The organism is Pantoea sp. K16, from assembly GCF_048452805.1.
GTDB lineage: Bacteria > Pseudomonadota > Gammaproteobacteria > Enterobacterales > Enterobacteriaceae > Pantoea > Pantoea agglomerans.
In genome coordinates this window covers 251,565-276,190 of the sequence record NZ_JBLWNV010000001.1, presented here as the reverse complement: position 1 = coordinate 276,190, position 24,626 = coordinate 251,565, and the positions used below count along the sequence as shown (strand labels likewise).

The following is a 24,626-nucleotide window of genomic DNA, read 5'->3' as shown; positions in this document are numbered from 1 at the left end:
TCAACTCGCGTCTTAACGCTTTGCCGCATAAGGTGATCGGGGCGAATAACGGTTTTATGGCGTGGCGGAACACGCCTGAATCATCGGGATGGCTCAGAATTCGCGTAACTGGTCGAACAGCTGATACAACCGCGGCTGATCCACAAGCGTGGCGCCTTGCTCGCCCAGTTTCTGCTCCAGCGGATTCAGAACATCGCACAGCACACTGTAGATCTCCTCACGCTCGACCGTCTCAATCGCCTTTGAACGCCGGTCGATGAGATTAAAGGCTTCGGTGTAGGCGGTTACAGCGGCGGTTAACAGGCTCGCCACATCCATGCTGCTATCGATGTTGATCGTGGCAGCCCGCAGGTTTTTGTAAGCCAGCGACGCTTTTTTGGCATAAGTGGCCGAAATATGTTCGCGTCCATCCCAGTCCCGGAAAGGATTGTGCAGATTCTCAGCCAGCCATTCCGGCTTGCGCGCTTTACTCAGCGAGAGATCCAACCCCTGAGTTGTCGCCTTTTTATAAGCGGTTCTGACAGAGCTGATTACGTCAAGCGGGACGCTGGTCATCCACAGGCATGAGAGATTGGGCAACGCTTCTGGTGAGGGAAAATCAGCCGCGCTGAAGCCAAACAGGTCGAAGAAGGTCAGCATCTGCAACTGTGGCAGTGCGGCAATACGATGCATATTGCTGGCTACGCCGGGATTTCCCCAGATGCGCAGCTCAGTCAAACAGGTAAAGCGTTCAACGACTGGCGCCAGGTCAATCTCTTTAACGCCTGTTAGTGACAATGCCCTGAGCCGGTCAATACCCTGCAGCACAGGCAAAGTCTGCGAACATTGCAGACACAGGTTGCGCCCTTCCTGATCAGCCTCTACCTGAAAGCCTGAAGAAGGCGTTGCGGTGAGTGACAGCAGGGAGAGATCAGGATTCAGCCGCACGCAGCTGACGCCTGCCGGGTGCAGAATAAAACGCGACAGACGGGTCGCCCCGACATCGATTTCGCTGACGACAGCGGATTGCCAGTGCAACTCATTAATGAAGTCATGCTGCTGTATATAGGCCATCAGTTCCGGGGTGCCATGGCGGGTTTCGATGGTCATCAGGCAGGGCAGGCGATCCAGTTCAGAGAGATCGGTCAGGGTTTGCAGGAGGTGGTCATTGATACGGGTGGTGTCCTGGCGAAGTGTCTGGCCGCCGACAACCACGTTGGGCGCGCCTGAAGCTGCCTTGAACCGCGCACGGCTGGCCGGGTCGATCTTCTCCCAGTTTCGCTGACGAACAAGACTGTCTCCCACGTCCCAGCCGAACTTGTAGGCGTTTACTTCCTGATCTGCCAGCGGCGGCAGGTTGGCAATTAATACATGTCCCGGTGGGACATTGGCGGAGACATAACCGTGATCGAAGCTGTCTTTGACAAAATAGTAGCTACAGCGCAAAGGCTGCATACGGCTGGCTTCCGCCCTGTCAGGCAAATGATCACCTGCCCAGTCGAGCTGGAGTATGGCTGCAAGGACTTTGCCTCTGGCACTAGCAGGCTGCTGGAGGTGTGTCACCTGACAGGCGACGTACTGCTGCAACTGCGGGGAATACACGCTGTAGATATCGCCGACCTTTGCTTGCACTCTCACTCCTCTCAGTCAAAAATTTTACAGTCAGAAAATCTGATGCGGCGCGCATCCTGCTCAGGGGTGCGCTTTGCCACGGATCTTAGATCCATCCAGCACACTAGCCTGGCATAACGTTTTAACGAAATGCTGGCGCGTGAACATTTTTATTTTTTTTCGCGGCAGGTGACAGCGTCAGTCGGGTTGCACGCAGCAGCCCGACTGACGAAGCCTGCCCGGAGGCATGCGGGGCAGGTATTCAGCTTACAGGCGGTTACCGGCCTCAACCAGTTCGTTATAGGATTTTAAAACACGCATCGGTGAACCCGATACCATCCAGCCTGAATTGCCGCTTCCTTTCAGCAGACTCTGCTCACCCGTGCTGTAAGGTGTTTTATCGCGAATCCGACGCATGCGATCCTTGCAGTCTTTCAGGAAGGTTCCGGCATTATCCTGGAAGATGGACCAGGTTAATGGCTTGCCCGCTTCGCTGGCCGTTGCCTTTTCTGCCTCACTCAGCAGCGTACTGTAAGCATCAATCGCTTTTGTCATCTCTGTCACGTCGGGAGCGGAAGAGGTAAACAGGGTCGCCAGCGGTTTGGCCTGTGTGACTAATGCCAGGCGGTAGTAGCGACTATGACGGCCCTCAGACTTTTCAATCTCAACGAGTTGCGCAGCAACGACCTCATTGTTCTCTTTTTCAACTTCGGCACCGAACTGGTCGCTGGATTTCATAAAGCTGTTAAACGCCTTCATGAGCGGCGGATGCATTTGTTTGGCTTTCGCGAAGCCATCATCCTTGTAATCTTCCTGACTGTAGTAAAGATGAGCCTGCGAAACCAGCGGCTGCAATGTCGTTAAATCCGCCAGATACTGTGTTGCTGCAGCATCCAGCGCCGGTAACGTCGGTTTAGCCTTTGATGCCTGATTGATGGCTTTAGTGCAGCTTTCCAGTTCATAAGGCGTAACCTCGCCCAGTACGTTAACGCTGCGCTCTTTGCCGGTTGGCCCCTTTTCAGCATTTGCCATCCAGCTCACATAGCGCAGGGCACTATCGCGAACCGATCCATCCGTAGTGTTAAAGCAACCCACATAGGCGTTTAATTTTGTGGTGAGTTGCGCAGCGCTATCCTCCGCAACAGCCTGGGGTTGACTCTGCGGGGCGGGTTTTGCATCCGCTTTGTCACTGTTGTCACATGCTGCCAGCGGCAGCACAAGGGCAGTCAACAGCATCCCGGGTATCATGGCCCTGCTTGCTCTTTTAAACACAATCGTTCCTTTATTTATGTGGTCAGAAATAGAGATTGAAAATAAATGTTCGCATTGGCTCCCTTTTCAGCTGCGAGGAGGGAGCCGATGACAAACGGGTTATGCGCTTTGCGTCGCTGCCGCCGTTTCTTCTTTCAGCAACGCCCTGACTGTCTGATGACGATGCCAGTAATAGCCGAGGGTGTTTTTAAAGGCTTCAATCTCCTTTTTCAGGCCCGGCAGAGGGATCTCACTGCGTTTTTTTCCCTGCGAGTTTGGCTGCACATGTTGCACGTAGAGCTTATCCCGGCCGAAGCTACGAATGACGTTGATGTTTTTAACGTTATCCCACTCCAGCACTTCGCCGGTTTTCGGCGACACGATGCCCTGCCAGGTGATGACGATCTGCGAGCCATCTTTCAGGGTATAAGGAACATTGGGGAAATGCTTCAGCACCAGCGCGGTTTCCATTTCACCGTCAGGCTGATAGCGCCAGGCCAGGCTCTCTTCATGCACAGAAGAGAAGTCGCGCTCATATTTCTGCCATAACTGCTGTTCAATCTCGTTGGCAACCGGCATCAGATCGACCCAGCTCTGGGCCGGGAAATCGGCGGCGATCGCTGCATAGTCAGCTTCGTTAATCTCATACCCTACGTTACGCATCCTTTCCGCCAGAGGCGGGTGTGAATCAAACGGGTGCGGCACATTCTGCTCACGGATGACGCTGATAAAGTCCGGAGAGGCGACATGTTCTGGCAGACCGGCAGCAATAGCTTTACTGATCCCCAGTTCATTTTCGTGCAGCGTCTGATTATTAAAGAAGTTTCGTTCAACTTCATTCCGGTAGCTGGCATACGCAGATACTTTGATCAGTGATTCGATAATCGCGGCAGGGGAGACCAGCGTTGATGCATTGCGATCCGCGACAAACTCACGTTCACGGCTGTTACGCTGCCACGCCAGTTCAAACAGCATGCGATAAAGATAGAGCGGATAGAAGACGATCAGCGTGGCCACATTCTGACCCATCAGCTGCATATAGAGATCAAACCGATGCAGTTTCGGTCCCAGTAATGCGCCGGAGGCGGTGTCGCCTTCATGCAGGTGGGTCAGCTCATGGACCATCACGCCATCAGCCTGCGCAACGGTGAGCTGACGCAGGAGCGGAATACTGACATAGAGCTTACGGCCGGTGAGCGGATTCCCATTCACGTTCAGCGGAGCTTCGGTCACGTAGAAGTTGGTGTCGATACCCGCAACAATATGATCGGGTGGCGTGGTGCCCACTCTGGCGGCGAGCATATCAATCTGTGACCAGAGTGCCGGTGCCGCTTCGCGGGTCACGACTTCGCCTTCAATACTCTCTTCCGGTGGGAGTTTTTTGAAGATGCCTTTAATCATGTAATACATGCCGGCCAGCACCAGCAGTCCTACTGCCATCACCAGTTTTGGATAATAGGTTTGTGTGAAGAAGGCGGTGCCCCAGAATGAGAGCCATACCAGCATGCCGCCCTGTACCATGACTTCCAGCGAACAGGCCAGCATCAGGAACTTGCGGGCCAGCGCCAGACTGATAACCTGTCCCTGGCGGCTTTTAAAGGCCAGCGCACTGAACAACAGCACCATCAGCAGGACAGCGCCGCTGCCGATCAGCGTCCAGAATGCCACTTTATCCATCATGTAGAACTGCCACAGTTCGGATTGCGGTTCGCAGACGGCGTTTTTGTAATCCTGCAGATTTTCATCTACCGGGCCGCAGACACTGGAAGGCGGGTTCTGCTGCAGAAACGCCTGTAGTTTGTCCGTATCCTGATGTTGTTCCCGCGCATCGTCCATGAAGAACTGCGTGTATTGCTGATCAAGTTGTTTGTTGCCATATTCAGCAAAAAACAGGGTAATGACAGGAACGAGAAACAGTGTGAACAGCAGCCAGAAAAATACCTTTAGATAACCCTTTTTCAATTCCGTTAATGTATTCAAAATAATAACTTCCTGCATGTCTATGAAAGGGAGAAGCTGCTGCTATCAGGAAATTCCGAAAAGAATATCCTGGCCCCGGTTAAACGGTGCGGAAACATTTATGCGAGCTTCACGATATTATAATTATTGCAGAGCGATTATAAGTCAGCCTGAACCCGTTTTGAAAAGGTATAGACGGATATTTTCGGCGATTTTTTCCTTTTCCGTCAGGTTATTTTTCTGGCGGCTTCCGGTGGTTCTGCCACGACAGCACTAATTTGAGTTAGTGCTCATCACTTATTCTGTCCGATCTCCTGACCGAGGGCTAATCCCCGCCATCTGTCTGCATCCGATACACCATAATCCTATATTTTACCATCAGAGCGGTGCGAAAAAATTACCAGCGCATCCCTTTGAAGGGATTCCAGCCGTTATCGGCTTTTTTCTCTTTCAGGTAATAACTGTAATTGGTGCTCATGCCGTACAGGGCATTAAAACCATAGCCCAGGCCGATCTGAAGATACCGTGGAAATTCCATGCCCGCTATCGCTAAGGCGATGATCAAAATAGTATAAACAACTACCATAATTAAAATCAGCATGATGTTCTTCTTCCACAGGCCGAGTACGAACAGATAAATCGGGCCGAAAAGAAAGGCAATTAAATTCATGTTCACTTTTAATTTTTGCCTGAAAGGCAGTTGTTTCAATGCCTGTCTGAAGCCTGGTGTACTGGGAGCACCATGAAGGTCGAAAAAATCAAAGCGGGTCTGCCATTTCGCACTGTACTCTTTAGTTGCGTTTACTTTATTATGATTTTCAATAGGTTGATTCATGGTTGCCTCAATATCCTGCGCAGAAAACTACAGAGACCGACACTGTTTCAGACGGATGACAGCCGCATGAATGGTGCTTATCGACCGCCAGAACAGCGCATACGAATTTTAAAAACAGGGTAGCCGTGTTAATTTGCACGAAAATAATATCGGTACGGTACAAATAGCCATGCTACACCCTGGGTGCGCTATTAGCTGCACGGGTGCCGAATTCAGGTTAAACAACAATATTTGAAAATAAATCCATCAGAATCAGTAATGTGAAAATTGCACAGGCCGGACATCTCCTGGGCTGGATGTAATTGATATTAGCACCAAAGAAAATATCGCCACAATGATAAAAATATGTTAATTTTCAAAAAAAATATTCCTCGTTCCTCACACCTTAGAAGGATATAAAGATGATCGCATGGAGCGGAGTGGGTTTTTTCGTCGCAGTATTAATTTCTGCCGCCTACCTCCTGTGTAAATGGCTGTTAGATATTTATTACTACGACGGTTTCTTTGTCTCCCATCTATGGGCGACAGGGGCTACGCTGATCGTTTCTGCCCTTTTTTGTGCGGCCTTTGTCTGGGTGCTTCGGCAGGAAAAATGGCTGGACTCCCTTGCACAAGCAACGAAAAGCCAGCCAATGATGGCCCCCGAAAAAACCCACAACTTCTTTTTTATTCCCGTTCTCTACTGGCCGATTATTCTGTTTCTGCTCGGCTCAGGGATCTGTATTTACGACCTGACCCGATAACACCTCACATCACTGATACAGGCCATACTGATGCTGTATCAGCGAAATGGAAATATCATCAATACGAAGGAGTTCATGGTGAAATTAAGAAAATCATTAAACATTATGGGTGCGATCTGCCTGGCAACTGCCATCGGCGGTACTTCTCTGATGGCATCAGCAGCTGAGACAGCACCAGCTGCAAACACGCAGACTCAGACGATCTCTTTGCTGGATGGCAAACAGACGTTCAAACTGCAGGGCTATGAAAAGCAGCCTGTGCCGGGCGGCGGACCAGGCACCATGTATGTGAACAAGCAGGAAAAACGCGTATTGATCATTGGCGAAGAAGAGATCCCATTGATTGCGCGCGGTGGCAGTGACGCTGATTTTCTTGAAGGCGGGAAGTCTATCAAAGACAAGCAGAAGCAGGCTTCACCTTCTTATACGGTGATCAGTGAGAAAACTGAAAATACCAACGGTTTGCCGGTCTATCATATTGAAGCCACCGACAAAATGGGTGGCAACGATGTGCAACAGGCGACGCTGCTGGCGGTCGCCAACAAGAAATTCACCGTTATTCAGGTGATTTCAAACCACAAAGACAAGGCTGGCCACCTGAAAGCAGTAAACAATATCCTCGGTAAGTAAGGCCTCAGTCGATAAGCCCGGTTAGCTGATCGACCCGGATAAGGGGTTGCCGGTGGGGTTCATGAGTTTACTCAGAACTCACCTGCAATGCCTTGTCTGAACAATGCTCAGGCTGACGCGTCTGCGCGTCATCACGGCTTGCCCGCAAACCCCTTTCCTGACCTCTTTCTTCAGGCGTTATGCCAGGCCTGAAAACAGAAAAGGCCGTCTCCGGCCTCTCGTTAACTTTATGCAAACATCTACTTCAGGCTGCGCGAACCTGCGGCATCGCTATATCCGCGCTGATACGAGCACCTTCAGCATCAAATACCATGCAATGGTGCGGATGGAAGGTTGGGCGCAGCGTCTGATAAGGACGGAAATGCACATCGCCGGGCAGCAGCATCTTGAAGCCGTCGTGGCCGTGGCTCTGACCAAACAGATAGGTGTTGTTGCCAAGTCGCTCAACCACTTCGCAGTGGAAGTTGATATTCAGTGGCGCATCGCCGTTGATCTGCAACTGCTCCGGCCGGATACCCAGCGTGATCTCATCACCAGGCTGCAACTGGCGGATGGGCGAGGGGAGCTGCAGCCGATGTTCGCCGTCATTGATCAGGGCGACAAGGCCAGCAGGGCCGCACTGCTCCACGCGCGCAGGCAGGAAGTTCATCTTAGGTGAGCCGATAAAACCGGCGACAAAGCGGTTAATCGGGTTGTAATAGAGCGCCATCGGTGAACCCACCTGTTCAACCTTGCCGTAGTTCATGACCACAATCTTATCGGCCAGCGTCATTGCTTCCGTCTGATCGTGCGTCACATAGACCATGGTGGTTTTCAGCTCCTGGTGCAGCTTCGCAATGTGCAGCCGCATATCGACACGCAGCTCCGCATCCAGGTTCGATAAGGGCTCATCAAACATAAACACCCGGGGATTACGCACGATTGCGCGACCAATGGCGACACGCTGACGCTGACCGCCGGAAAGCTGCTTTGGTTTACGATCCAGCAGATGCGCAAGCTGTAGCGTCTTCGCCACCATCTCTACCTGATGCTGAATCTGCGCTTTCGGCACGCCGTTCACCTTCAGTCCGTAACCGATATTTTCCGCCACCGTCATATGCGGGTAAAGCGCATAAGACTGAAACACCATTGCCACTCCGCGGTGCGAGGGTGCGACATCATTCATGATCTCATCACCAATCAAAATCTCACCGTCACTGATCTCTTCCAGCCCGGCGATCAGCCGCAGCAGTGTGGATTTACCGCAGCCTGACGGACCGACGAAGACCGCAAACTCACCGGCCTCAATATCAAGCGCGATATTTTTCAGCGTTTCTGTTTTACCAAAGCGTTTGGTGACGTTTCTCAATCTGATGCTGGACATGCTGATCCTCATGGCAAGGGATTTGGCGGCTAAAATGTACGACGTATAACAGTTTGTCTTTTTACACGTCAGCCCTGATGGTGCCTGCGCTGACTATATCGTTCCGCCAGAGTGCGCCCTACCGCTGATTTTGATTTCTGTAATAGCGATCACACATTGATGCGAACGGGCTGGAGCGCGGTACGCATTCCGCGTAGCTTATGGCTCAAATGCGATACGTTATCCACACTTCATATGCTCAATAATTCCTTGTTCAGCATGTGCGTCAAAAAAGAACATCAGCAAATGACAGCTTAAAATGTCATACCTTCACACGAGGCCAGTAATGAAAATCAAAATCAGCGTTACGCTACTTCTTTCCGCATTGATGCTTAATCAATCCGCCTGGGCCGCTCAGCAACTTACCGTCTGGGAAGACATTAAAAAATCAGACGGCATCAAAACGGCGATCGCCGATTTTCAGAAACAGTTCGGCGTTGAAGTGAAAGTTCAGGAGATGCCGTTTGCACAGCAGATTGAGAAGCTGCGTCTTGATGGCCCGGCGGGTATTGGCCCGGATGTCCTGGTGATCCCTAATGACCAGCTCGGCAGCGCGGTCGTACAGGGATTACTGGCACCGCTGAAAATTGATGCGGCAGAGCAGAGCGCTTACACCCCCTCAGCAATGGCGGCTTTCACACAGAACAGTGTGGTCTACGGCGTACCCAAAGCGGTGGAAACGCTGGTGCTGATCTACAACAAAGATCTGCTGCCGTCGCCACTGAAAACGCTGGAGGAATACCGTGCCTTCTCCCAGAAGCAGCGTGAGGCGAAGCAGTATGGCCTGCTCGCTAAGTTTGACCAGATTTATTACAGCTGGGGTGTGATGGCTCCGATGGGCTCTTACATCTTTGGCAAAGACGCCAAAGGCGCCATTAACATTCAGGATATCGGTCTGAACACCCCGGGCAGCGTGGAAGCGGTGACATATCTCAAGCGCTTCTTCAGTGAAGGATTGCTGCCAGGTGGCATCATGGGCGACAACGGCCTCAACGCCATCGACTCGCTGTTTACCGAGAAAAAAGCGGCGGCGGTGATCAATGGGCCGTGGGCATTCCAGCCTTATCAGGCTGCCGGAATCAACTATGGCGTGGCACCGCTGCCGCTGCTGCCTAACGGCAAGCCGATGAGCTCCTTCCTGGGCGTCAAAGGCTATGTGGTCTCTACCTGGAGTAAAGATCAGGCGCTGGCGCAGAAGTTCCTCACCTTCATCAACCAGCCGCAGTACGTGAAAGAGCGTTATCAGAAAACCCAGGAGATCCCACCGGTCACCGCGCTGATGAACGATCCGATTATCAAAGATGATGAGAAGGCCAACGCGGTCGCGGTGCAGGCGGCGCGTGCGTCAGCGATGCCTGGCGTGCCGGAAATGCAGGAAGTGTGGGGGCCAGCCAATGCTGCGCTGGAGCTGAGCGTATCCGGCAAGCAGGAGCCAAAAGCGGCACTGGATAATGCAGTGAAGCAGATCACCATGCAGATTGAAGCGATGCAGGCCAGCAACCAGTAATGCAGGTTCACGGGATAACCGTACAGGATAAGGATCAGGGTGTGGCTATATCTTCCGATGAAAATCTGGTGACGGCTAAGCGTCCGCGTCGTCATGCGACCACCGGTGCGCTGTTGGCACTGCTGCCTGGCTTCGGCCAGTTTTACCACCGCCAGTGGGCTAAAGGGCTCTGTTTTCTGATTTTGCTCAGCAGTTTTACCGGCGTCTTCCACGATTTTCTGCGTGAGGGATTCTGGGGGCTCTATACGCTGGGCGAATCGGTGCCGCGTGATAACTCCATTTTTCTGCTGGCAGAGGGCATTATCAGCGTACTGATTGCCGCCTTCGGCGTGGCGGTCTGGGGAGTGTCAATGCGCGACGCCTGGGTCAATGGCGTCAGGCGCGACAAGGGCCAGAAGCTGAACAGCGTGCGCCAGCAGTATCAGTTACTGCTGCGCGATGGCTTCCCCTATCTGATGATTTCGCCAGGCTTTATTCTGCTGGTGTTTGTAGTGGTGTTTCCGATTCTGTTCGGTTTCGCCATCGCCTTCACCAACTACAACCTCTATCACACGCCTCCGGCGAAGCTGGTGGACTGGGTGGGGTTCAAAAACTTCATCAACATTTTTACTCTGTCGATCTGGCGCTCCACCTTCTTTGATGTGCTGCAATGGACGGTTGTCTGGACACTGCTCGCTACCACGCTGCAGTGCACCGTGGGCGTCATGCTGGCGATTCTGGTCAATCAGAAGGACCTGCGCTTTAAGCCGCTGATCCGCACCATCTTTATCCTGCCGTGGGCGGTGCCGGGCTTCGTCACCATTCTGGTCTTCGCCGGAATGTTCAACGACAGCTTTGGGGTGATCAACAACGCTATTCTCGACTTCTTTGGCATTGCACCTAAAGCGTGGATGACCGATCCCTTCTGGACCAAAACCGCGCTGATTATGATGCAGACCTGGCTCGGTTTCCCGTTTGTGTTTGCGATGACTACCGGCGTCCTGCAGGCGATCCCTGACGATCTCTATGAGGCGGCGATCATGGACGGTGCCAGTGCCTGGACGCGGCTGAAAACCATCACGCTGCCGCTGGTGCTCTACGCCATTGCGCCGATCATCATCACGCAATACACCTTCAACTTTAATAATTTCAACATCATCTATCTGTTTAACAACGGCGGTCCGGCGGTGGCGGGGTCGAATGCCGGAGGAACCGATATCCTGGTGTCGTGGATCTACAAGCTCACCATGTCGTCGTCGCAATATGCTATCGCCGCCACTATCACCATTTTGCTGTCGATTTTCGTGGTAGGTCTGGCGCTGTGGCAGTTCCGCGCGACCCGGTCGTTTAAACAAGATGAGATGGCGTAAGGAATCAGTTATGGCGAAGTCCGGCAGTATTAAACGCGAAAGGTGGATACGCCTGTCGCTGACCTGGCTGGTGGTGCTGGCCGTCTCGGCCATCATTATCTATCCGCTGGTCTGGACAGTAGGAGCATCACTGAATGCAGGTAACAGCCTGCTCAGCAGTTCGATCATTCCGGAGAATGCGTCGCTGCAGCACTACCGCGACCTGTTCAATGGCACGGTGCCTTACCTGACGTGGTACTGGAATTCGATGAAAATCAGTTTCCTGACCATGGTGCTGACGTTGATCAGTGTCAGCTGTACCGCCTACGCTTTTTCCCGTTTTCGGTTCAAGGGGCGGCAGAACGGACTAATGCTGTTTCTGTTGTTACAGATGATCCCGCAGTTTTCGGCGCTGATCGCGATTTTCGTGCTGTCGCAGCTGCTGGGGTTGATCAACAGCCATCTGGCGCTGGTGCTGATCTACGTTGGCGGGATGATCCCGATGAACACCTGGCTGATGAAGGGTTATCTCGACTCGATTCCCAAAGATCTGGATGAGTCAGCGCGCATGGACGGTGCAGGCAACTTCCGCATCTTTGTTGAGATCATTATGCCGCTGTCGAAGCCGATCCTGGCGGTAGTGGCGCTGTTCTCCTTCACCGGCCCGCTGGGTGATTTCATCCTCTCCAGCACCATTCTGCGAACGCCAGAGCAGTTCACGCTGCCGATTGGCCTCTATAACCTGGTGTCGCAAAAAATGGGCGCCAGCTACACCACATATGCCGCCGGTGCTGTGCTGATCGCCGTGCCGGTGGCGGTGTTCTATCTGGCCCTGCAGAAATACTTCGTTTCTGGCCTGGCCTCAGGCAGTACTAAAGGATAAATCATGACGCCAAAAACATTGATTCTCGCCCTGGCACTGGCCTGGGCGACACCGCTGCTCGCCGCCGATCAGCCTGTCATCGGCTCTGCCGGGCCGTGGCCAGCCGATTTTATCAAAGGTGCGGATATCTCATCGCTGGCTGAACTGGAGAAGCAGGGTGCGAAATTCTACAACGCAGATAACCAGCAGCAGGATGCCATCGCCATCCTGAAAGCCAGCGGCATCAACACCATACGGCTGCGGCTGTGGGTGGATCCCCGCGACGGCAGCGGTCAGACCTACGGTGGTGGCGGCAACGATCTGACGACCACGCTGGCGCTGGCGAAGCGCGTAAAAGCGGCGGGCCTGAAGCTACTGCTGGATATCCACTACAGCGACTTCTGGACAGACCCAGGCAAGCAGTTCAAGCCCAAAGCCTGGCAGTCGCTGCCTTTTCCGCAGCTGGAAACCCAGGTTCATGACTATACCCGCGACACCATCGCCCGTTTCAAAGCGGACGGTGTGATGCCGGATATCGTGCAGATTGGCAATGAACTTAACGGTGGCATGCTCTGGCCGGAAGGCAAAAGCTGGGGCCAGAACGGCGGTGAGTTTGATCGGCTGGCCGGTCTGCTGAAAGCCGGGATCAGCGGGGTGCGTGAGAATCTCAGCGACCCGCATCAGGTGAAGATCATGCTGCACCTGGCTGAGGGCACAAAGAACGACATGTTCCGCTGGTGGTTCGACGAGATCGTTAAGCGTGATGTGCCATTCGATGTGATTGGCCTGTCGATGTACACCTACTGGAACGGCCCCATCAGCGCCCTGAAAGCCAACATGGATGATATCTCCCGGCGCTATGACAAAGACGTGATGGTGGTGGAAGCGGCCTACGGCTACACGCTGGAAAACTGCGATAGCGCGGAGAACAGTTTCCAGGCCAAAGAGGAGCAGGCGGGCGGCTATCCCGGCAGCGTAGCAGGCCAGGCGGCTTATCTGCACGATCTGATCAAAGCGGTGCTGGCGGTGCCGGACCATCGCGGCAAGGGCGTGGTCTACTGGGAACCGGCGTGGATCCCTGCGCCCGGCAATACCTGGGCGACGCCCGCTGGCATGAAATATATCCACGACGAATGGAAACAGGGTAACGCCCGCGAAAACCAGGCGCTGTTTGACTGTCACGGCAAGGCGCTGCCTTCGCTGCAGGTTTTTCATTAACCATTAGCGCAAATGCTGATGTCTACCTCTGAGGAACAGGTATGAATAAATTTCCCCCGCTCAGCGCACGGGTTAACCGGCTGCTGCATGGTGCTGACTACAATCCCGAACAGTGGGCGCACCAGCCGGGCATTATTGATGACGACGTCATGATGATGAAGCAGGCGAACTGTAACGTTATGTCGGTGGGTATTTTCAGCTGGGCGAAGCTGGAGCCGGAAGAGGGGCGCTATGAATTTGGCTGGCTGGATGAGGTGATTGATACGCTCTGGCTGCAGGGGATATCCGTGTTTCTTGCTACCCCGAGCGGGGCCAGACCAGCCTGGATGTCGCAGGCGTATCCGGAGGTGCTGCGTGTGGGGCGCGATCGCGTGCCGGCTCTGCATGGTGGTCGTCATAACCACTGCATGACCTCGCCGGTGTATCGCCAGAAAGTGCAGGCGATGAACAGCCGGCTGGCGGCGCGTTATGCGCATCATCCGGCGGTGCTCGGCTGGCATATTTCCAATGAGTATGGCGGAGAATGTCATTGTGATCGCTGTCAGCAGGCGTTTCGCAGCTGGTTGCAGCGCCGTTATGAGACGCTGGAGAACCTGAATCTCGCCTGGTGGAGTGATTTCTGGAGCCATACCTACAGCGACTGGTCACAGATTGTGTCGCCAGCGCCACAGGGTGAGATGTCGATTCACGGTCTGAATCTGGACTGGCGGCGGTTTATGACCGATCAGGTTACTGACTTCTGTCGTGAGGAGATTAAACCGCTGAAGCAGGCCAATCCCGATCTGCCTGCGACCACCAATTTTATGGAATATTTCTACGACTACGATTACTGGAAGCTGGCACCGGCGCTCGATTTTATCTCCTGGGATAGCTACCCGATGTGGCATAACGAGAAGGATGAGACCACGCTCGCCTGTTATACCGCGATGTACCACGATTTGATGCGCACCCTGAAGCAGGGAAAGCCCTTCGTGTTGATGGAGTCGACGCCGAGCGCCACCAACTGGCAGCCGACCAGCAAGCTGAAGAAGCCGGGGATGCATATTCTGTCGTCACTGCAGGCGGTGGCCCATGGTGCGGACGCGGTGCAATATTTCCAGTGGCGCAAGAGCCGTGGTTCGGTCGAGAAGTTTCATGGCGCGGTGGTCGATCATGTGGGTCATCTTGATACGCGCACCGGTCGTGAGGTGAGTGAGCTGGGCCGGATGCTGGCCGCGATGACGCCGGTGATGGGCAGCCGGGTTGAGGCGCGGGTGGCGATTATTTTCGACTGGGAGAGTCGCTGGGCGATGGATAATGCGCAGGGGCCGCGCAATCTCGGACTGCATTATGAGCGCACAGTGAACGAGCACTATCGTGCTTTCTGGGAGCAGGGCGTGGCGGTGGATGTGATTAACGGCGACTGCGATCTCAGTGGTTACGATCTGGTGATTGCGCCGATGCTGTATATGGTGCGGGATGGTTTTGCGGCGCGGGTGGAGCAGCATCTTGAGCGGGGCGGGCATTTCGTTGCCAGCTACTGGAGCGGCATCGTGAATGAGAGCGATCTGTGTTATCCCGGTGGCTTCCCGGGGCCGTTGCGGCCGTTGCTTGGCATCTGGTCAGAAGAGATCGATAGTCTGACTGATGAGGAGTTTAATGGTGTACGCGGGGTGCGCGGCAATGAGCTGGGTCTGAGCGGGCCTTATCAGGCGCGAGAGCTTTGCGAGCATATTCATCTGGAAGGGGCAACGGCGCTGGCCAGCTATGAGAGCGATTTTTATGCCGGTACCCCGGCGGTGACGGTGAATCGCGTGGGTCAGGGCAAAGCCTGGTATATCGCATCGCGTAATGATCTGTCTTTCCAGCGGGATTTTTATGGTGCGTTGATTAAGCAGCTGGCGTTGCCGCGCGCGCTGGCGATTGATCTGCCACCGGGTGTGGTCGTTCAGCGGCGCACTGATGGCGAACAGGCGTTTCTTTTTGTGCAGAATTTTACCGGTCAGGTGCAGCAGCTGTCGTTGCCTGCTGGGCTCAGCGATTTGATCGATGGCTCGGTTGTGGGGGAATCGCTGGTGCTGGCGCCGTGGGGATGTCGCGTTCTGAGTGTGATGCTAACTGAAGGCGCAAGCCTTTGACGTTAGTTTAATGCCGTTTGCTGGCAGGTTTAGCATCGGCTCAGGGGGCCAGTACCTTCCGCAAAGACGCAAAAGATGGCATCCCTGCCAGCTCAACACGGGCAATTACGCACCTCATCCCTGAGGTGCGCCCGTTCCCGGGCCAACGCGTTGCGTTGTTCAAAAACGCTCCCGGCGTTTTTGTCCGTGGCCCGTGATGCTTTGCTACAGGTACTGGCCCCCATCGCTTTGCGCATGGGAGTTGTCTGTTGGAAGTTTTGGACCGGCTTTAATTGCGGACTTTGTGGCGGAGGAATAGGGTTTGAGGGCAGGAAGAGTGTATTTTCTGTGAGTGCCCTGAAGCCATTCCCCCTCGTTTTCGTTTATCAGTCGTGAGTGGCGGGCAGCAGCCCGCCTTTTTATTATCTGGAGGAGAACAACATGGTGAGTCTGAAATCGTTTAAGCAATATTTCAGTCGGCAGCCGCTGACGGCGGAAGAGGTTGAGATTGACAGTGCGCTGCTGGAGCGTCTTGTAGAGTGCTTTGGCGGGCGTGAAAATATTCAGCAGGTGGACGCCTGTTTAACCCGGCTGCGGGTGAAAGTGACATCGCTGAGGGCGGTAGATACGGCAGGATTACAGAAGGCGGGGGCGATTGGCGTGGTGATTCTGGGGCAGGAAGTTCATGCCATCTTTGGTACGCAATCCGACCAGCTGCGTCAGTTGCTGGAAGCCCGATTCTTCAAGCCGCTTCAGCCGGAGTAAAAAAAATGGATAACCGTCGCCGGTTATCCAAATAAGCCCCTGCATAAGAGCTTAACAATGATCACAATGAGGAGACTGCTTGGTTACCACCAGGCTTCGACCTGTACGCCGAAGTTCCAGGTGTTGTTACTGGTGTTGTCCTGGAAACTGTGTCCGTCTTCTGAGTCATTCAGATAAGAGGCAAACAGACGCAGTTCCGGGCGTGACATAAATTCGGGACCGGCTGCGAGACCCAGCGCCAGCGTATATTTCTGACCCGCCTGTTTGTAGTCGCTGCCCACTTTGTTCTCATCTTTCTGCCAGAAACTACCCACTTCGCCGATGCCGCGGACATACTGTGTGAACTGATACTGACCACGACCCACCAGCGACAGCAGGGTGCTTTTGCTGGTCTGCGCGGTGACGTCATCCGCGGAACCCCAGGTAAAGACCTGATTCAGGGAGAACTTGTCGGTGATCGGCAGCAGGCCGGTATTGATTACGCGGTAGCCGGTGGCATCGCGGGTATCGTTCCACATGTCATACCAGCCACCGCCCTGTGAAATCATGTTTTGTGCCAGGCCTTTATTGGCGTACTGGAATACCAGTTTCTGATAGCCGCCCCACATATCCTGACTGATTTCACTGGTGAGCATAACGCCGTTTTCAGCATCATACAGGCCACCATACTCTTCCTGCTTTTTAGTGGTGTTCGGCATGGCGTAATCAATACCAAACTCGGTCCAGGCACCGCTCCACGGTTTCCAGCCAGCATACCGAAGATCCAGGTAGTTAATGTTGACGTCGTTATCGCCATCGACCCGGTAATCGACGTCATTAGCATCGCCACGGATCCAGGCAAAGGAGATCGCGCCCGGGCCCAGAGTGTAATTTTCGATACCCGCACCGGAGCCGGAGATATTCCAGTATTTGGTATCAATGATGTGCAAATCGTGACGCTGGTAGTAACGTTTACCGCCCCAGATCACCGCATTCTTGTCACCCGGCACCAGCCCTTTGATCTGCAGATTAAGCTGACGCAAACCAAACTGCGCATCGTCACCGAAGGTGGTTTCGTTATCGTTAGAACCGTCGGAGAACATGCTGACCATGGTGTCGACGTAAAAACTGACGTCATCCTTTTTGTAGACTTCGCTGCCCAGCTCAACCTCGCCGTAGGTGTCGGCTTCATTGCCGAGACGGCCAATCTTGTTCTTTTGATACTCTTCAATACCGCCATCCTGCGATACGCCAACGCCACCACGCAGATAGCCATGGAAATCAATGTTGTCGATAGCAGCATAGAGCGTCGGGGAGGTCAGGGCCGCAGCAAGCGCCACAGCAGCAGTACGTAACCTTGTTTCCATGTTATCCTCAATTTTATTTGTAATACGTTCACATAACAGCGGCAGTTAACGCTTTTTGTCAGATGAGTGACAAACAAAATCGCGATAATGTGTGATGCAGTGCAAATAAAGTGGCGGTATTTGTAACGATTAGTGAATCAGATCACCAAATCTCTTGATGTGAAGGTATGACTTTTACTTTTTATTTTCGCAATGTGATTGCGGTAACCTGGCTTATTCGGCTGCTGTGATACCATTCCGCCATCGGTAATCAGGGATGCGAATTATGAAATCAAAAAATGCCACTTTAGAGGATGTCGCCCGCCATGCTGGCGTCTCTTATCAGACGGTTTCGCGGGTTTTGAATAAGTCGGCAAACGTCTCAGAATCAACGCGGCGCAAGGTGGAGCACTCTATTGAGACCCTGCGCTACGTGCCAAACAGACTCGCGCAACAGCTGGTGGGTAAGCAGAGCACAACGCTGGGTCTGGTGACCACATCGCTGGCGTTGCATGCTCCCTCGCAGGTGGCCGCTGCGGTTAAACGATATGCCAATGCCGCTGACTATCAGGTGCTGATCGCCATGATTGATGAGAACGTCAATCAAAGTCTGCAGAACTGTATCAATGAGCTGAAGTCGCAGCGCGTGGATAAGGTGATTATCAACGTTCCGCTGGAGAGCAGTGATGCGGAGCAGATCGTGCAGGAGAACGAAGATATCCTGTGCCTGTTTCTTGATGTTGATCCCTACAGCGCGGTGTTTAACGTTTCGTTTAACCCGGCTGACGGCACCCGTGCCAGTGTCAAATATCTCTATGAGCAGGGGCATCGGGAATTTGCTCTGCTGGCCGGGCCAGAGGAGTCCGTTTCTGCCAATCTGCGGTTAAAGAGCTGGCTGGATACGCTGGAGAGCTATCGTCTGAAGCCGGTCAGCGTCAGCCACGGTAACTGGGATGCGCAAAGTGGTTACAACGGCGTGCTGCAGCTGCTGCGTGAAGCGCCGGAGTTCAGCGCGCTGCTGGTGGGAAACGATCAGATGGCACTGGGTGTGCTGAGCGCGCTGCATCAGCGCGGTGTAGCGGTGCCGGGGCAGATTTCGGTGATTGGCTACGATGACACCTATGAAAGTGCCTTCTTCCATCCGGCGCTGACCACGGTGTCGCTCGATCTTGATTTACAGGGCAAAGAGGCGGTCGCGCGTCTGTTGTTAGCCAGTGAGCAGGATGAGCAGCGTTCCTCTTCTATCCTTCCGGCAAAACTGGTGGTACGCAGCTCGACGGGTATCGCCGGTCAGCAGCAGCGTGATCTGAAGCAGATTGCTGAGCAGCTGCGGCTGCTCGCCAGTCGTCTTGAGTAGCAGAGCACCGCAAGCAGATAAAAAAAGCATAAGAACGCGCCGCTGCTATGCTCAGATCAGGATAACGATTCTGCACGTCGGAAAAATTATCCGATCACTAAATCGGTCAGTGAACGGGCATTCTGCTTCGCGGTAATGCAGCCGACACGTTCAGCCCGGTTTCTCTACTCTCAGGGAGTGACATTATGCTGTGGCTTGAACAGGGGCTTTACCTCAGGATTGAAGAGTTAGCGCATGGCCCCAGGCCACTGCCGCTTTCCAGCGGTTTTACCCCGCAGACGGCTTATCGCGCGCTGGGCTGTTTTAACCCCTCTGAAACATCAGATGCTTACTACATTCTTTCAAATGACCGCGATGAAATATGGTTCATCTGTAACCGTCATCTGAGAACCGTTTTCCTTGATGCCAGCAACACGGCGTTTCGGGTGAAAATGCAGGAGCCAGCAGAGAGTCTGCCGGTACTCGCTGCTGCACCCGATGGTCAAATCGTCTCCTTTGAGCGCTCTGTCTGATATAGCCTGTTACGCATCAGATTATAAAAAAAAGCCGCCATCGCTGGCGGCCTTGATTACGTTTAAGTCGATGCGTTATCTGTAAATCTGCCAGTAACGTCTTTTAACTCGCCGTGGCGGTCTTCATTGCCGGACGCTGGGGCAGTATCATCAGAAGAGCGATGATGATTAGCGCCAGCGTCAGTGAGGCACCGTAGCGGCTTAGCGCGAGTCCGCCTGAGGCAAGGGGTTTGTCCAGAAAGTCGCCGACCACGGCACCCAGTGGTCGGGTCAGGATAAAGGCCGCCCAGAAGAGCCCCGTACGCGAAAGTGATGTGAAGCGACTGGCCGCCCAGATGATTGCCAGCGCGCCAACAAACAGCAGGATCCCGCCATCGTAGCCCAGCCCTTCAGTGTCTGCCGTCCAGTCACCTAAGGCCGTGCCCAGGGTTTGTGAAAACATAATAGTGACCCAGTAAAAACTCTCTGTGACGCCGTTGCTCACCGAACTGACCGCGACTGTACCGCAGGTGATTTTCCACAGGAAAAGCGAGAGGATAAGCAGGGTGCTCAGCAGCACGGTGCCACCTAAATATCCTATGCCCAGTGAGCGATCGGCAAAATCTGCCATCGTCGTGCCGACGGTGGTTGTGGCCACCACGGTGAACCAGTAAATCCATTTGTTGAAACTGTGGCGATTTATCTGTACCACCACCGCGACAAGAAAGATGATGGCGAAAATCAATGTCCCGGTCAGGTAACCGAGATTCATCGACATGGTCACCGCATCGCCGCCGGTTTCACCCAGGGTAGTCGCAGCGATTTTGGTTAACCAGAAAGCCGCTGTAACGGCCGGAACTTTACTGAGAGAGTGAGAAGCTGTGTTGTTATTTTGCATAGGGTGATACTCCGGAACAGCCCAACATGGGCTAATACAGAGACGATGTTATAAGATTAATCTTAAGAAAAGGTTAAGCTAAAGAAAACTATGACAGGAATTTTGATCACAGCTTGTCACTCACTAAGCCGGCATTTACCCTTTGATTTAATGTAATATTTGCCCAGTCTGAGTGCGGTGGTCGGGCTATTTTCTTTGTTAAAATATAAGAATTAATTCTGAGTTACTCTGTTTTCTTCTTAATTTTCAGGCGATGCAAAGAGTGATAGCCCGGCGGCTTAATCAGGCGAAAATTGAAGGAAAGTAGCATCAGGGCGTGCGAGCCATGCCGGGGCAGTATTGCCCTGATAATCAGCATCAGGGCAGGGTGGATGGCATAGCAACCCCGACGCTGTTATCCGGATATCACCAGTTTTGTCTGGTGGGAGAAACGATCAGGTCGTTGACGGTAACGTTCTGCGGCTGATTAAGTGCATACACCACCGCATTAGCCACATCCTGTGGGCTGATGGCTAATTTATTGAGTTCCTGAGCCACTTTACGGCCCTGAGGATCGCCGACTTTATCGGCCCAGCCGGTATTGATTACGCCAGGGCTGATGGTATTGACGCGTATCCCGTTATTAACCCCTAAGTCTTTGCGCATCGATTCTGTCATGGCATGGACGAAGAATTTTGTTGCACTGTAAACCCCTGCACCCGCATCCACCTGATGACCTGCAACCGATGCCATATTCAGGATCTGTCCCTCATTTTTCTTCAGCATAACGGGTAACACAGAGGCAATGGCGTTCAGATAGCCTTTGATATTGACGTCGACCATTTTGTTCCACTCTTCCCATGCAACGTCACTCCAGCTTGAGAAAAGCATCAGGCCCGCATTGTTAATCAGTATGTCTATGGAGCCGAAGGTGTCACTGGCGAACTTCACCAGCGCCTGGGTTTCTTCCAGACGCGTAACATCGGTTACCAGGCCGACAGCGCGTCCCCCTTCAGCTTCAATCTGACGTACCAGCGTATCGAGGCCATCCTGGTCCAGTGCTGCCGCCACAATATTCACGCCATGACGCGCAAGTTCCCGCGCGGTAGCCGCACCAATCCCGGAGGATGCACCCGTAATAATGGCTGTTTTCTGTTGCAGGTAATTCATTTTTAATTCTCCTTCTGGTGAAAGGGGCGGGTAGTCACCCGCCATAAACCGTTATCAGCAGCTGGCTTCCGGCCAGTCGGTATAACCCTCTGCACCACCGCCGTAATAGGCTTCTTTCGGCGCGATGGTCAGCGCGGCACCGTAACGCAGACGCTTAACCAGATCCGGGTTGGAGATGAACAGGCGTCCAAAGGCAACCGCATCAATAATTCCGGCGTTGCGGCGGCTGATGGCCATCTCAAGGTCATAGTTGTTATTGCCAATAAACGGACCGTTGAACTGGGCGCTCAGCGCGTCCATGTCCACATCGGCAGGCACATCACGAGAGGTGGCCGTCGCGCCTTCAACGAAGTGCAGATAAGCCAGGTTGAACCGGTTAAGTTGCTGAATGAGGTAGCCGTACATCGCCATAACATTGCTGTCTGGCGGGGTGTTACCGGCATCAGGCGTGACCGGAGAGAGGCGGATACCGACTTTGTCATTGCCCCAGATGTTGATGATGGCTTCTGTCACTTCCAGCGTCAGGCGGGCGCGGTTTTCAATAGAGCCACCGTAGGCGTCAGTACGGTGATTGGTGGAATCACGCAGGAACTGATCGAGCAGGTAACTGTTGGCGGAGTGCACCTCAACGCCGTCAAAACCGGCACGCAGGGCATTTTCAGCTGCACGTTTATATTGCTCAATAATGCCGGGGATTTCTTCTGTTTCCAGCGCCCGCGGCGTCGATACCGGCACAAAACCGTTTACGGTGTAAGTCTGTCCATCAGCTTTAATAGCAGAAGGTGCAACCGGACGCTGGCCCTCAGGCTGCAGTTCCACGCTTGAAAAACGGCCCACGTGCCATAACTGGCAGACGATTTTGCCGCCTTTAGCGTGAACCGCATCAGTGACTTTTTTCCATCCAGCCACCTGCTCTTCGCTCCATATCCCCGGCGTAGCGGCATAGCCGCGTCCCTGCGGAGAGATGTTGGTGGCTTCAGAAATAATCAGGCCAGCCCCGGCACGCTGTGCATAGTAGGTAGCATGGAGTTCATCAGGCACACCCTCTTCACCGTAACGGCTACGCGTGACCGGTGCCATGACAATGCGGTTTGACAGCTGAAGGCTGCCCATCGAAACAGGTGAGAATAAATCGGTACGGGTACTGTTGTCAGTCATATAAACCTCTTAATAGTTGACCGGTCGTCTAGTAAATGGATAAAAAAAACCGGCTACCCAAGTAGCCGTGTTGTTGCGTTCATTGCCTGACTGAACGCTTTGTCAGGATCGTGGATTTTCGCCATCAGGGAAGCCCCCAGCCAGAGCTGATAGAGTTCTTCTGCCAGTTCAGTGGCATCCGTTACGGCGGGCAGGGAGCCATCTTCCTGACCGAGCCGGAGGCAGGCGGCAATTTTGAGCACAATTTCGTGGGTGCCCGTTGCCAGCACATGCCGCATGTTATCGTACTGGTCGCAGACTTCCGCCCCCAGCTTGACCACGAGACATTTACTTTCAGGCAGGTCTGCGCCCTGGGTGGTTTTCCAGAAGGTAAAATAGCGCAGCAGTCGCTCTCTCGCCGTTCCTGTTCCGCCTAGCTGATGCTCTACTTCCAGCAAATAGTGGCTGAAGTAGTGCTCCAGCAGCGCCTCTGCAAACGCTTCCTTCGACGGAAAGTAGTAATAGAACGAGCCTTTTGGGATATCCGCCGCTTTTACAATCTCGGAAATCCCGACGGCGCTGTAGCCCTTATGAGTAATGATCGCCCTGGCCACATCAATGATGTGCTGCCGCATATCTGTCACGTTTCTTTTCATAATGTGCACACTCTAGTGAAAAACTGACCGGTCGTCTAGTAACTTTTAACCTGTTTCATGCTATCTGTTTCTGATTGTGAGCGGGTGAAGCAGTCGGGTGGCGTGCTGGCCGATCAATTTCAGGCTCTGAAGCGTCGTACCGTCTTTCGCCTCTATCGACATGCCTTCCAGCAGCGTATTCAGAACGGTAGCCAGCGCGACGGTGTTGGTATCTGCGGGCAGTTGCTTCTCCTGAACCGCTCTGACCAGCCTTTTTTCAAACAGATCTTTTCCTTCCTGCCTGAGAACGCTAACCGCCCTGACAACATCCGTCGATTCTGCTGAAACATTGATGGCTGCCAGCACCACCATGCAGCCGCAGGGCGCTGAAGGGGAGAGCAGAATATCGGCTGCTTCGCTAAAGAAACCGTCAATCGCTTCACCAATATCCTGCGTCTCCTCAAGCCGCAGCCAGGTCGCTTTCCAGTACTTCGTTTCGTAGTAGTTCACGGCCTCCAGAAAAAGTTTTGCCTTGTTGCCAAAGGCGGAATAGAGGCTGGGTGGGTTGATTTCCATGGCGGCGCAAAGTTCGGCAACCGATGCCGGCTCAAAACCTTTGCGCCAGAACAGATCCAGCGCCTTCAGCAACGCTTTATCACGGTCAAAGCTTCGTGGCCGGCCTTTCGGCTTTTCAGTGGCAGCAGGCTGGTCAGGTATTTTCATAGACGGCCTCAATCATTCTCTTGACATATTACATAGTGATCACTATACAATAATACTATTACGTAGTGTTCACTACAGAATTAAATCGACACAGTGGCTCGCCTTTTATCCCGCCTGCTCTTCCCCGGCAGGCTGATGTCGCGCTGAGTCGGTACGTGTCTGTGTCAGAAAATATCACCCAAAAGCGGGGTGTCTGAAGGGATACCTTGTTAATCAGAACGGAGAGAAAACAGATGAATAACACGACCTATGTGCAGGACTATAACGCCATCGTGGCAGTGCTGAATCAGTATAACGAGGGAGGAAAGCAGGCGAAAAGTGAGCTCATGAAGCCCGCTTTCAGCGACAGGGCGACCATTTTTGGTCTCGACAGTGACGGCAACCTCAGCGGCGGTCCAATTCAGGGATTGTTTGACACCATCGACACCGCATTCCGTCCTTCACCCGAAGCAAAAGCGGCTATCGTGCGCCTAGATATTGTTGGGTCTGCCGCCAGTGCCCGCATCGACACTGACGACATTTCTGGTTTCCGTTTCACTGATTTTTTTAACCTGCTGAAAGTGAACGATCGCTGGACCGTGGTCAGCAAGATCTATCACACACATACGGCAGACTGATCCAGGTCTGGTCAGCTGACCGTTGCAGCCTGCGTTTGCTGCGGGCTGCAAAAAAGTATTGAGACGAATAAAACAGTAAGGTGATTTTACGCCTGATTATCCGGTTGC

22 protein-coding genes are annotated in these 24,626 nt (G+C 53.4%); 11 read left to right on the top strand and 11 right to left on the bottom strand.

All coding sequences use genetic code 11. The annotated features are described in order from the left end of the window. Positions 1 to 93: 93 nt before the first annotated feature. The 4 genes from ACK13D_RS01315 to ACK13D_RS01300 all read right to left on the bottom strand — a co-directional run bounded on the left by ACK13D_RS01315 (position 94) and on the right by ACK13D_RS01300 (position 5,635). Complete coding sequence (locus tag ACK13D_RS01315) at positions 94 to 1,611, bottom strand: hypothetical protein (protein ID WP_418795460.1); 1,518 nt, start codon at positions 1,609 to 1,611, stop codon at positions 94 to 96. A 246-nt stretch (positions 1,612 to 1,857) separates the two neighbouring features. After that, on the bottom strand, positions 1,858 to 2,826 hold the full coding sequence (locus tag ACK13D_RS01310) for a YiiG family protein (protein ID WP_062759322.1): 969 nt from the start codon (positions 2,824 to 2,826) through the stop codon (positions 1,858 to 1,860). Positions 2,827 to 2,961: 135 nt separating this feature from the next. Next, complete coding sequence (locus ACK13D_RS01305) at positions 2,962 to 4,839, bottom strand: M48 family metallopeptidase (RefSeq protein ID WP_050680000.1); 1,878 nt, start codon at positions 4,837 to 4,839, stop codon at positions 2,962 to 2,964. Positions 4,840 to 5,197: 358 nt separating this feature from the next. Next, positions 5,198 to 5,635 carry a DUF2628 domain-containing protein gene (locus ACK13D_RS01300; protein WP_033760988.1) on the bottom strand — a complete coding sequence of 146 codons (438 nt, stop codon included), beginning with the start codon at positions 5,633 to 5,635 and terminating at the stop codon, positions 5,198 to 5,200. Positions 5,636 to 6,036: 401 nt separating this feature from the next. Between ACK13D_RS01300 and ACK13D_RS01295 the strand changes: the two genes are divergently transcribed. Both ACK13D_RS01295 and ACK13D_RS01290 read left to right on the top strand, forming a co-directional pair. Further along, positions 6,037 to 6,378, top strand: coding sequence for a hypothetical protein (locus ACK13D_RS01295; protein ID WP_010670649.1), 342 nt, complete (start codon positions 6,037 to 6,039; stop codon positions 6,376 to 6,378). Positions 6,379 to 6,408: 30 nt separating this feature from the next. Continuing rightward, positions 6,409 to 7,008, top strand: a complete 600-nt coding sequence (locus ACK13D_RS01290) for a hypothetical protein (RefSeq protein WP_033760995.1) — start codon at positions 6,409 to 6,411, stop codon at positions 7,006 to 7,008. A 244-nt stretch (positions 7,009 to 7,252) separates the two neighbouring features. Here the strand turns inward: ACK13D_RS01290 and ACK13D_RS01285 are convergent, their stop codons facing one another. Beyond that, the gene (locus tag ACK13D_RS01285; RefSeq protein WP_010259154.1) at positions 7,253 to 8,371 is read right to left on the bottom strand and encodes an ABC transporter ATP-binding protein; all 1,119 of its coding nucleotides are present in this window, start codon (positions 8,369 to 8,371) and stop codon (positions 7,253 to 7,255) included. Between the two features lie 325 nt (positions 8,372 to 8,696). Here ACK13D_RS01285 and ACK13D_RS01280 point away from each other — a divergent pair, with 325 nt between their 5' ends. From ACK13D_RS01280 to ACK13D_RS01255, 6 genes are all read left to right on the top strand, one after another. Next, positions 8,697 to 9,917, top strand: coding sequence for an extracellular solute-binding protein (locus tag ACK13D_RS01280; RefSeq protein ID WP_061902282.1), 1,221 nt, complete (start codon positions 8,697 to 8,699; stop codon positions 9,915 to 9,917). Positions 9,918 to 9,958: 41 nt separating this feature from the next. Next, positions 9,959 to 11,266 (top strand): carbohydrate ABC transporter permease, encoded by a 1,308-nt coding sequence (locus tag ACK13D_RS01275; protein ID WP_029519279.1) that lies wholly within the window; start codon positions 9,959 to 9,961, stop codon positions 11,264 to 11,266. A 10-nt stretch (positions 11,267 to 11,276) separates the two neighbouring features. After that, positions 11,277 to 12,128, top strand: a complete 852-nt coding sequence (locus ACK13D_RS01270) for a sugar ABC transporter permease (RefSeq protein ID WP_010259151.1) — start codon at positions 11,277 to 11,279, stop codon at positions 12,126 to 12,128. Positions 12,129 to 12,131: 3 nt separating this feature from the next. Further along, positions 12,132 to 13,325, top strand: a complete 1,194-nt coding sequence (locus ACK13D_RS01265; RefSeq protein ID WP_031594603.1) for a glycoside hydrolase family 53 protein — start codon at positions 12,132 to 12,134, stop codon at positions 13,323 to 13,325. Positions 13,326 to 13,366: 41 nt separating this feature from the next. Further along, the gene (locus ACK13D_RS01260; RefSeq protein ID WP_418795454.1) at positions 13,367 to 15,442 is read left to right on the top strand and encodes a beta-galactosidase; all 2,076 of its coding nucleotides are present in this window, start codon (positions 13,367 to 13,369) and stop codon (positions 15,440 to 15,442) included. Between the two features lie 420 nt (positions 15,443 to 15,862). After that, positions 15,863 to 16,186, top strand: coding sequence for a glucose PTS transporter subunit EIIB (locus ACK13D_RS01255; protein ID WP_010259145.1), 324 nt, complete (start codon positions 15,863 to 15,865; stop codon positions 16,184 to 16,186). A gap of 83 nt (positions 16,187 to 16,269) precedes the next feature. Here the strand turns inward: ACK13D_RS01255 and ACK13D_RS01250 are convergent, their stop codons facing one another. Beyond that, complete coding sequence (locus tag ACK13D_RS01250; RefSeq protein ID WP_022624645.1) at positions 16,270 to 17,532, bottom strand: maltoporin; 1,263 nt, start codon at positions 17,530 to 17,532, stop codon at positions 16,270 to 16,272. A gap of 265 nt (positions 17,533 to 17,797) precedes the next feature. Here ACK13D_RS01250 and ACK13D_RS01245 point away from each other — a divergent pair, with 265 nt between their 5' ends. Both ACK13D_RS01245 and ACK13D_RS01240 read left to right on the top strand, forming a co-directional pair. Next, entirely contained in the window at positions 17,798 to 18,868 is a 1,071-nt protein-coding gene (locus ACK13D_RS01245; protein WP_418795451.1) for a LacI family DNA-binding transcriptional regulator, read from the top strand. 185 nt (positions 18,869 to 19,053) lie between these two features. Then, complete coding sequence (locus ACK13D_RS01240; RefSeq protein ID WP_010670656.1) at positions 19,054 to 19,380, top strand: hypothetical protein; 327 nt, start codon at positions 19,054 to 19,056, stop codon at positions 19,378 to 19,380. Between the two features lie 103 nt (positions 19,381 to 19,483). Here ACK13D_RS01240 and ACK13D_RS01235 read toward each other — a convergent pair whose 3' ends face one another. From ACK13D_RS01235 to ACK13D_RS01215, 5 genes are all read right to left on the bottom strand, one after another. After that, the gene (locus ACK13D_RS01235; RefSeq protein ID WP_418795448.1) at positions 19,484 to 20,257 is read right to left on the bottom strand and encodes a COG4705 family protein; all 774 of its coding nucleotides are present in this window, start codon (positions 20,255 to 20,257) and stop codon (positions 19,484 to 19,486) included. Positions 20,258 to 20,662: 405 nt separating this feature from the next. After that, positions 20,663 to 21,406, bottom strand: coding sequence for an SDR family oxidoreductase (locus ACK13D_RS01230; RefSeq protein WP_033761021.1), 744 nt, complete (start codon positions 21,404 to 21,406; stop codon positions 20,663 to 20,665). A gap of 54 nt (positions 21,407 to 21,460) precedes the next feature. Then, complete coding sequence (locus tag ACK13D_RS01225) at positions 21,461 to 22,564, bottom strand: alkene reductase (RefSeq protein WP_010259137.1); 1,104 nt, start codon at positions 22,562 to 22,564, stop codon at positions 21,461 to 21,463. Between the two features lie 53 nt (positions 22,565 to 22,617). Beyond that, a complete protein-coding gene (locus ACK13D_RS01220; protein WP_029519282.1) occupies positions 22,618 to 23,199 on the bottom strand; it encodes a TetR/AcrR family transcriptional regulator in 582 nt (193 codons plus the stop codon). A gap of 60 nt (positions 23,200 to 23,259) precedes the next feature. Continuing rightward, positions 23,260 to 23,901, bottom strand: a complete 642-nt coding sequence (locus tag ACK13D_RS01215) for a TetR/AcrR family transcriptional regulator (protein WP_163800036.1) — start codon at positions 23,899 to 23,901, stop codon at positions 23,260 to 23,262. A 233-nt stretch (positions 23,902 to 24,134) separates the two neighbouring features. On the opposite strand from ACK13D_RS01215, the gene ACK13D_RS01210 reads away from it, so the two are divergent. After that, entirely contained in the window at positions 24,135 to 24,518 is a 384-nt protein-coding gene (locus tag ACK13D_RS01210) for a nuclear transport factor 2 family protein (RefSeq protein WP_187496136.1), read from the top strand. The last annotated feature ends 108 nt before the right edge of the window (positions 24,519 to 24,626 follow it).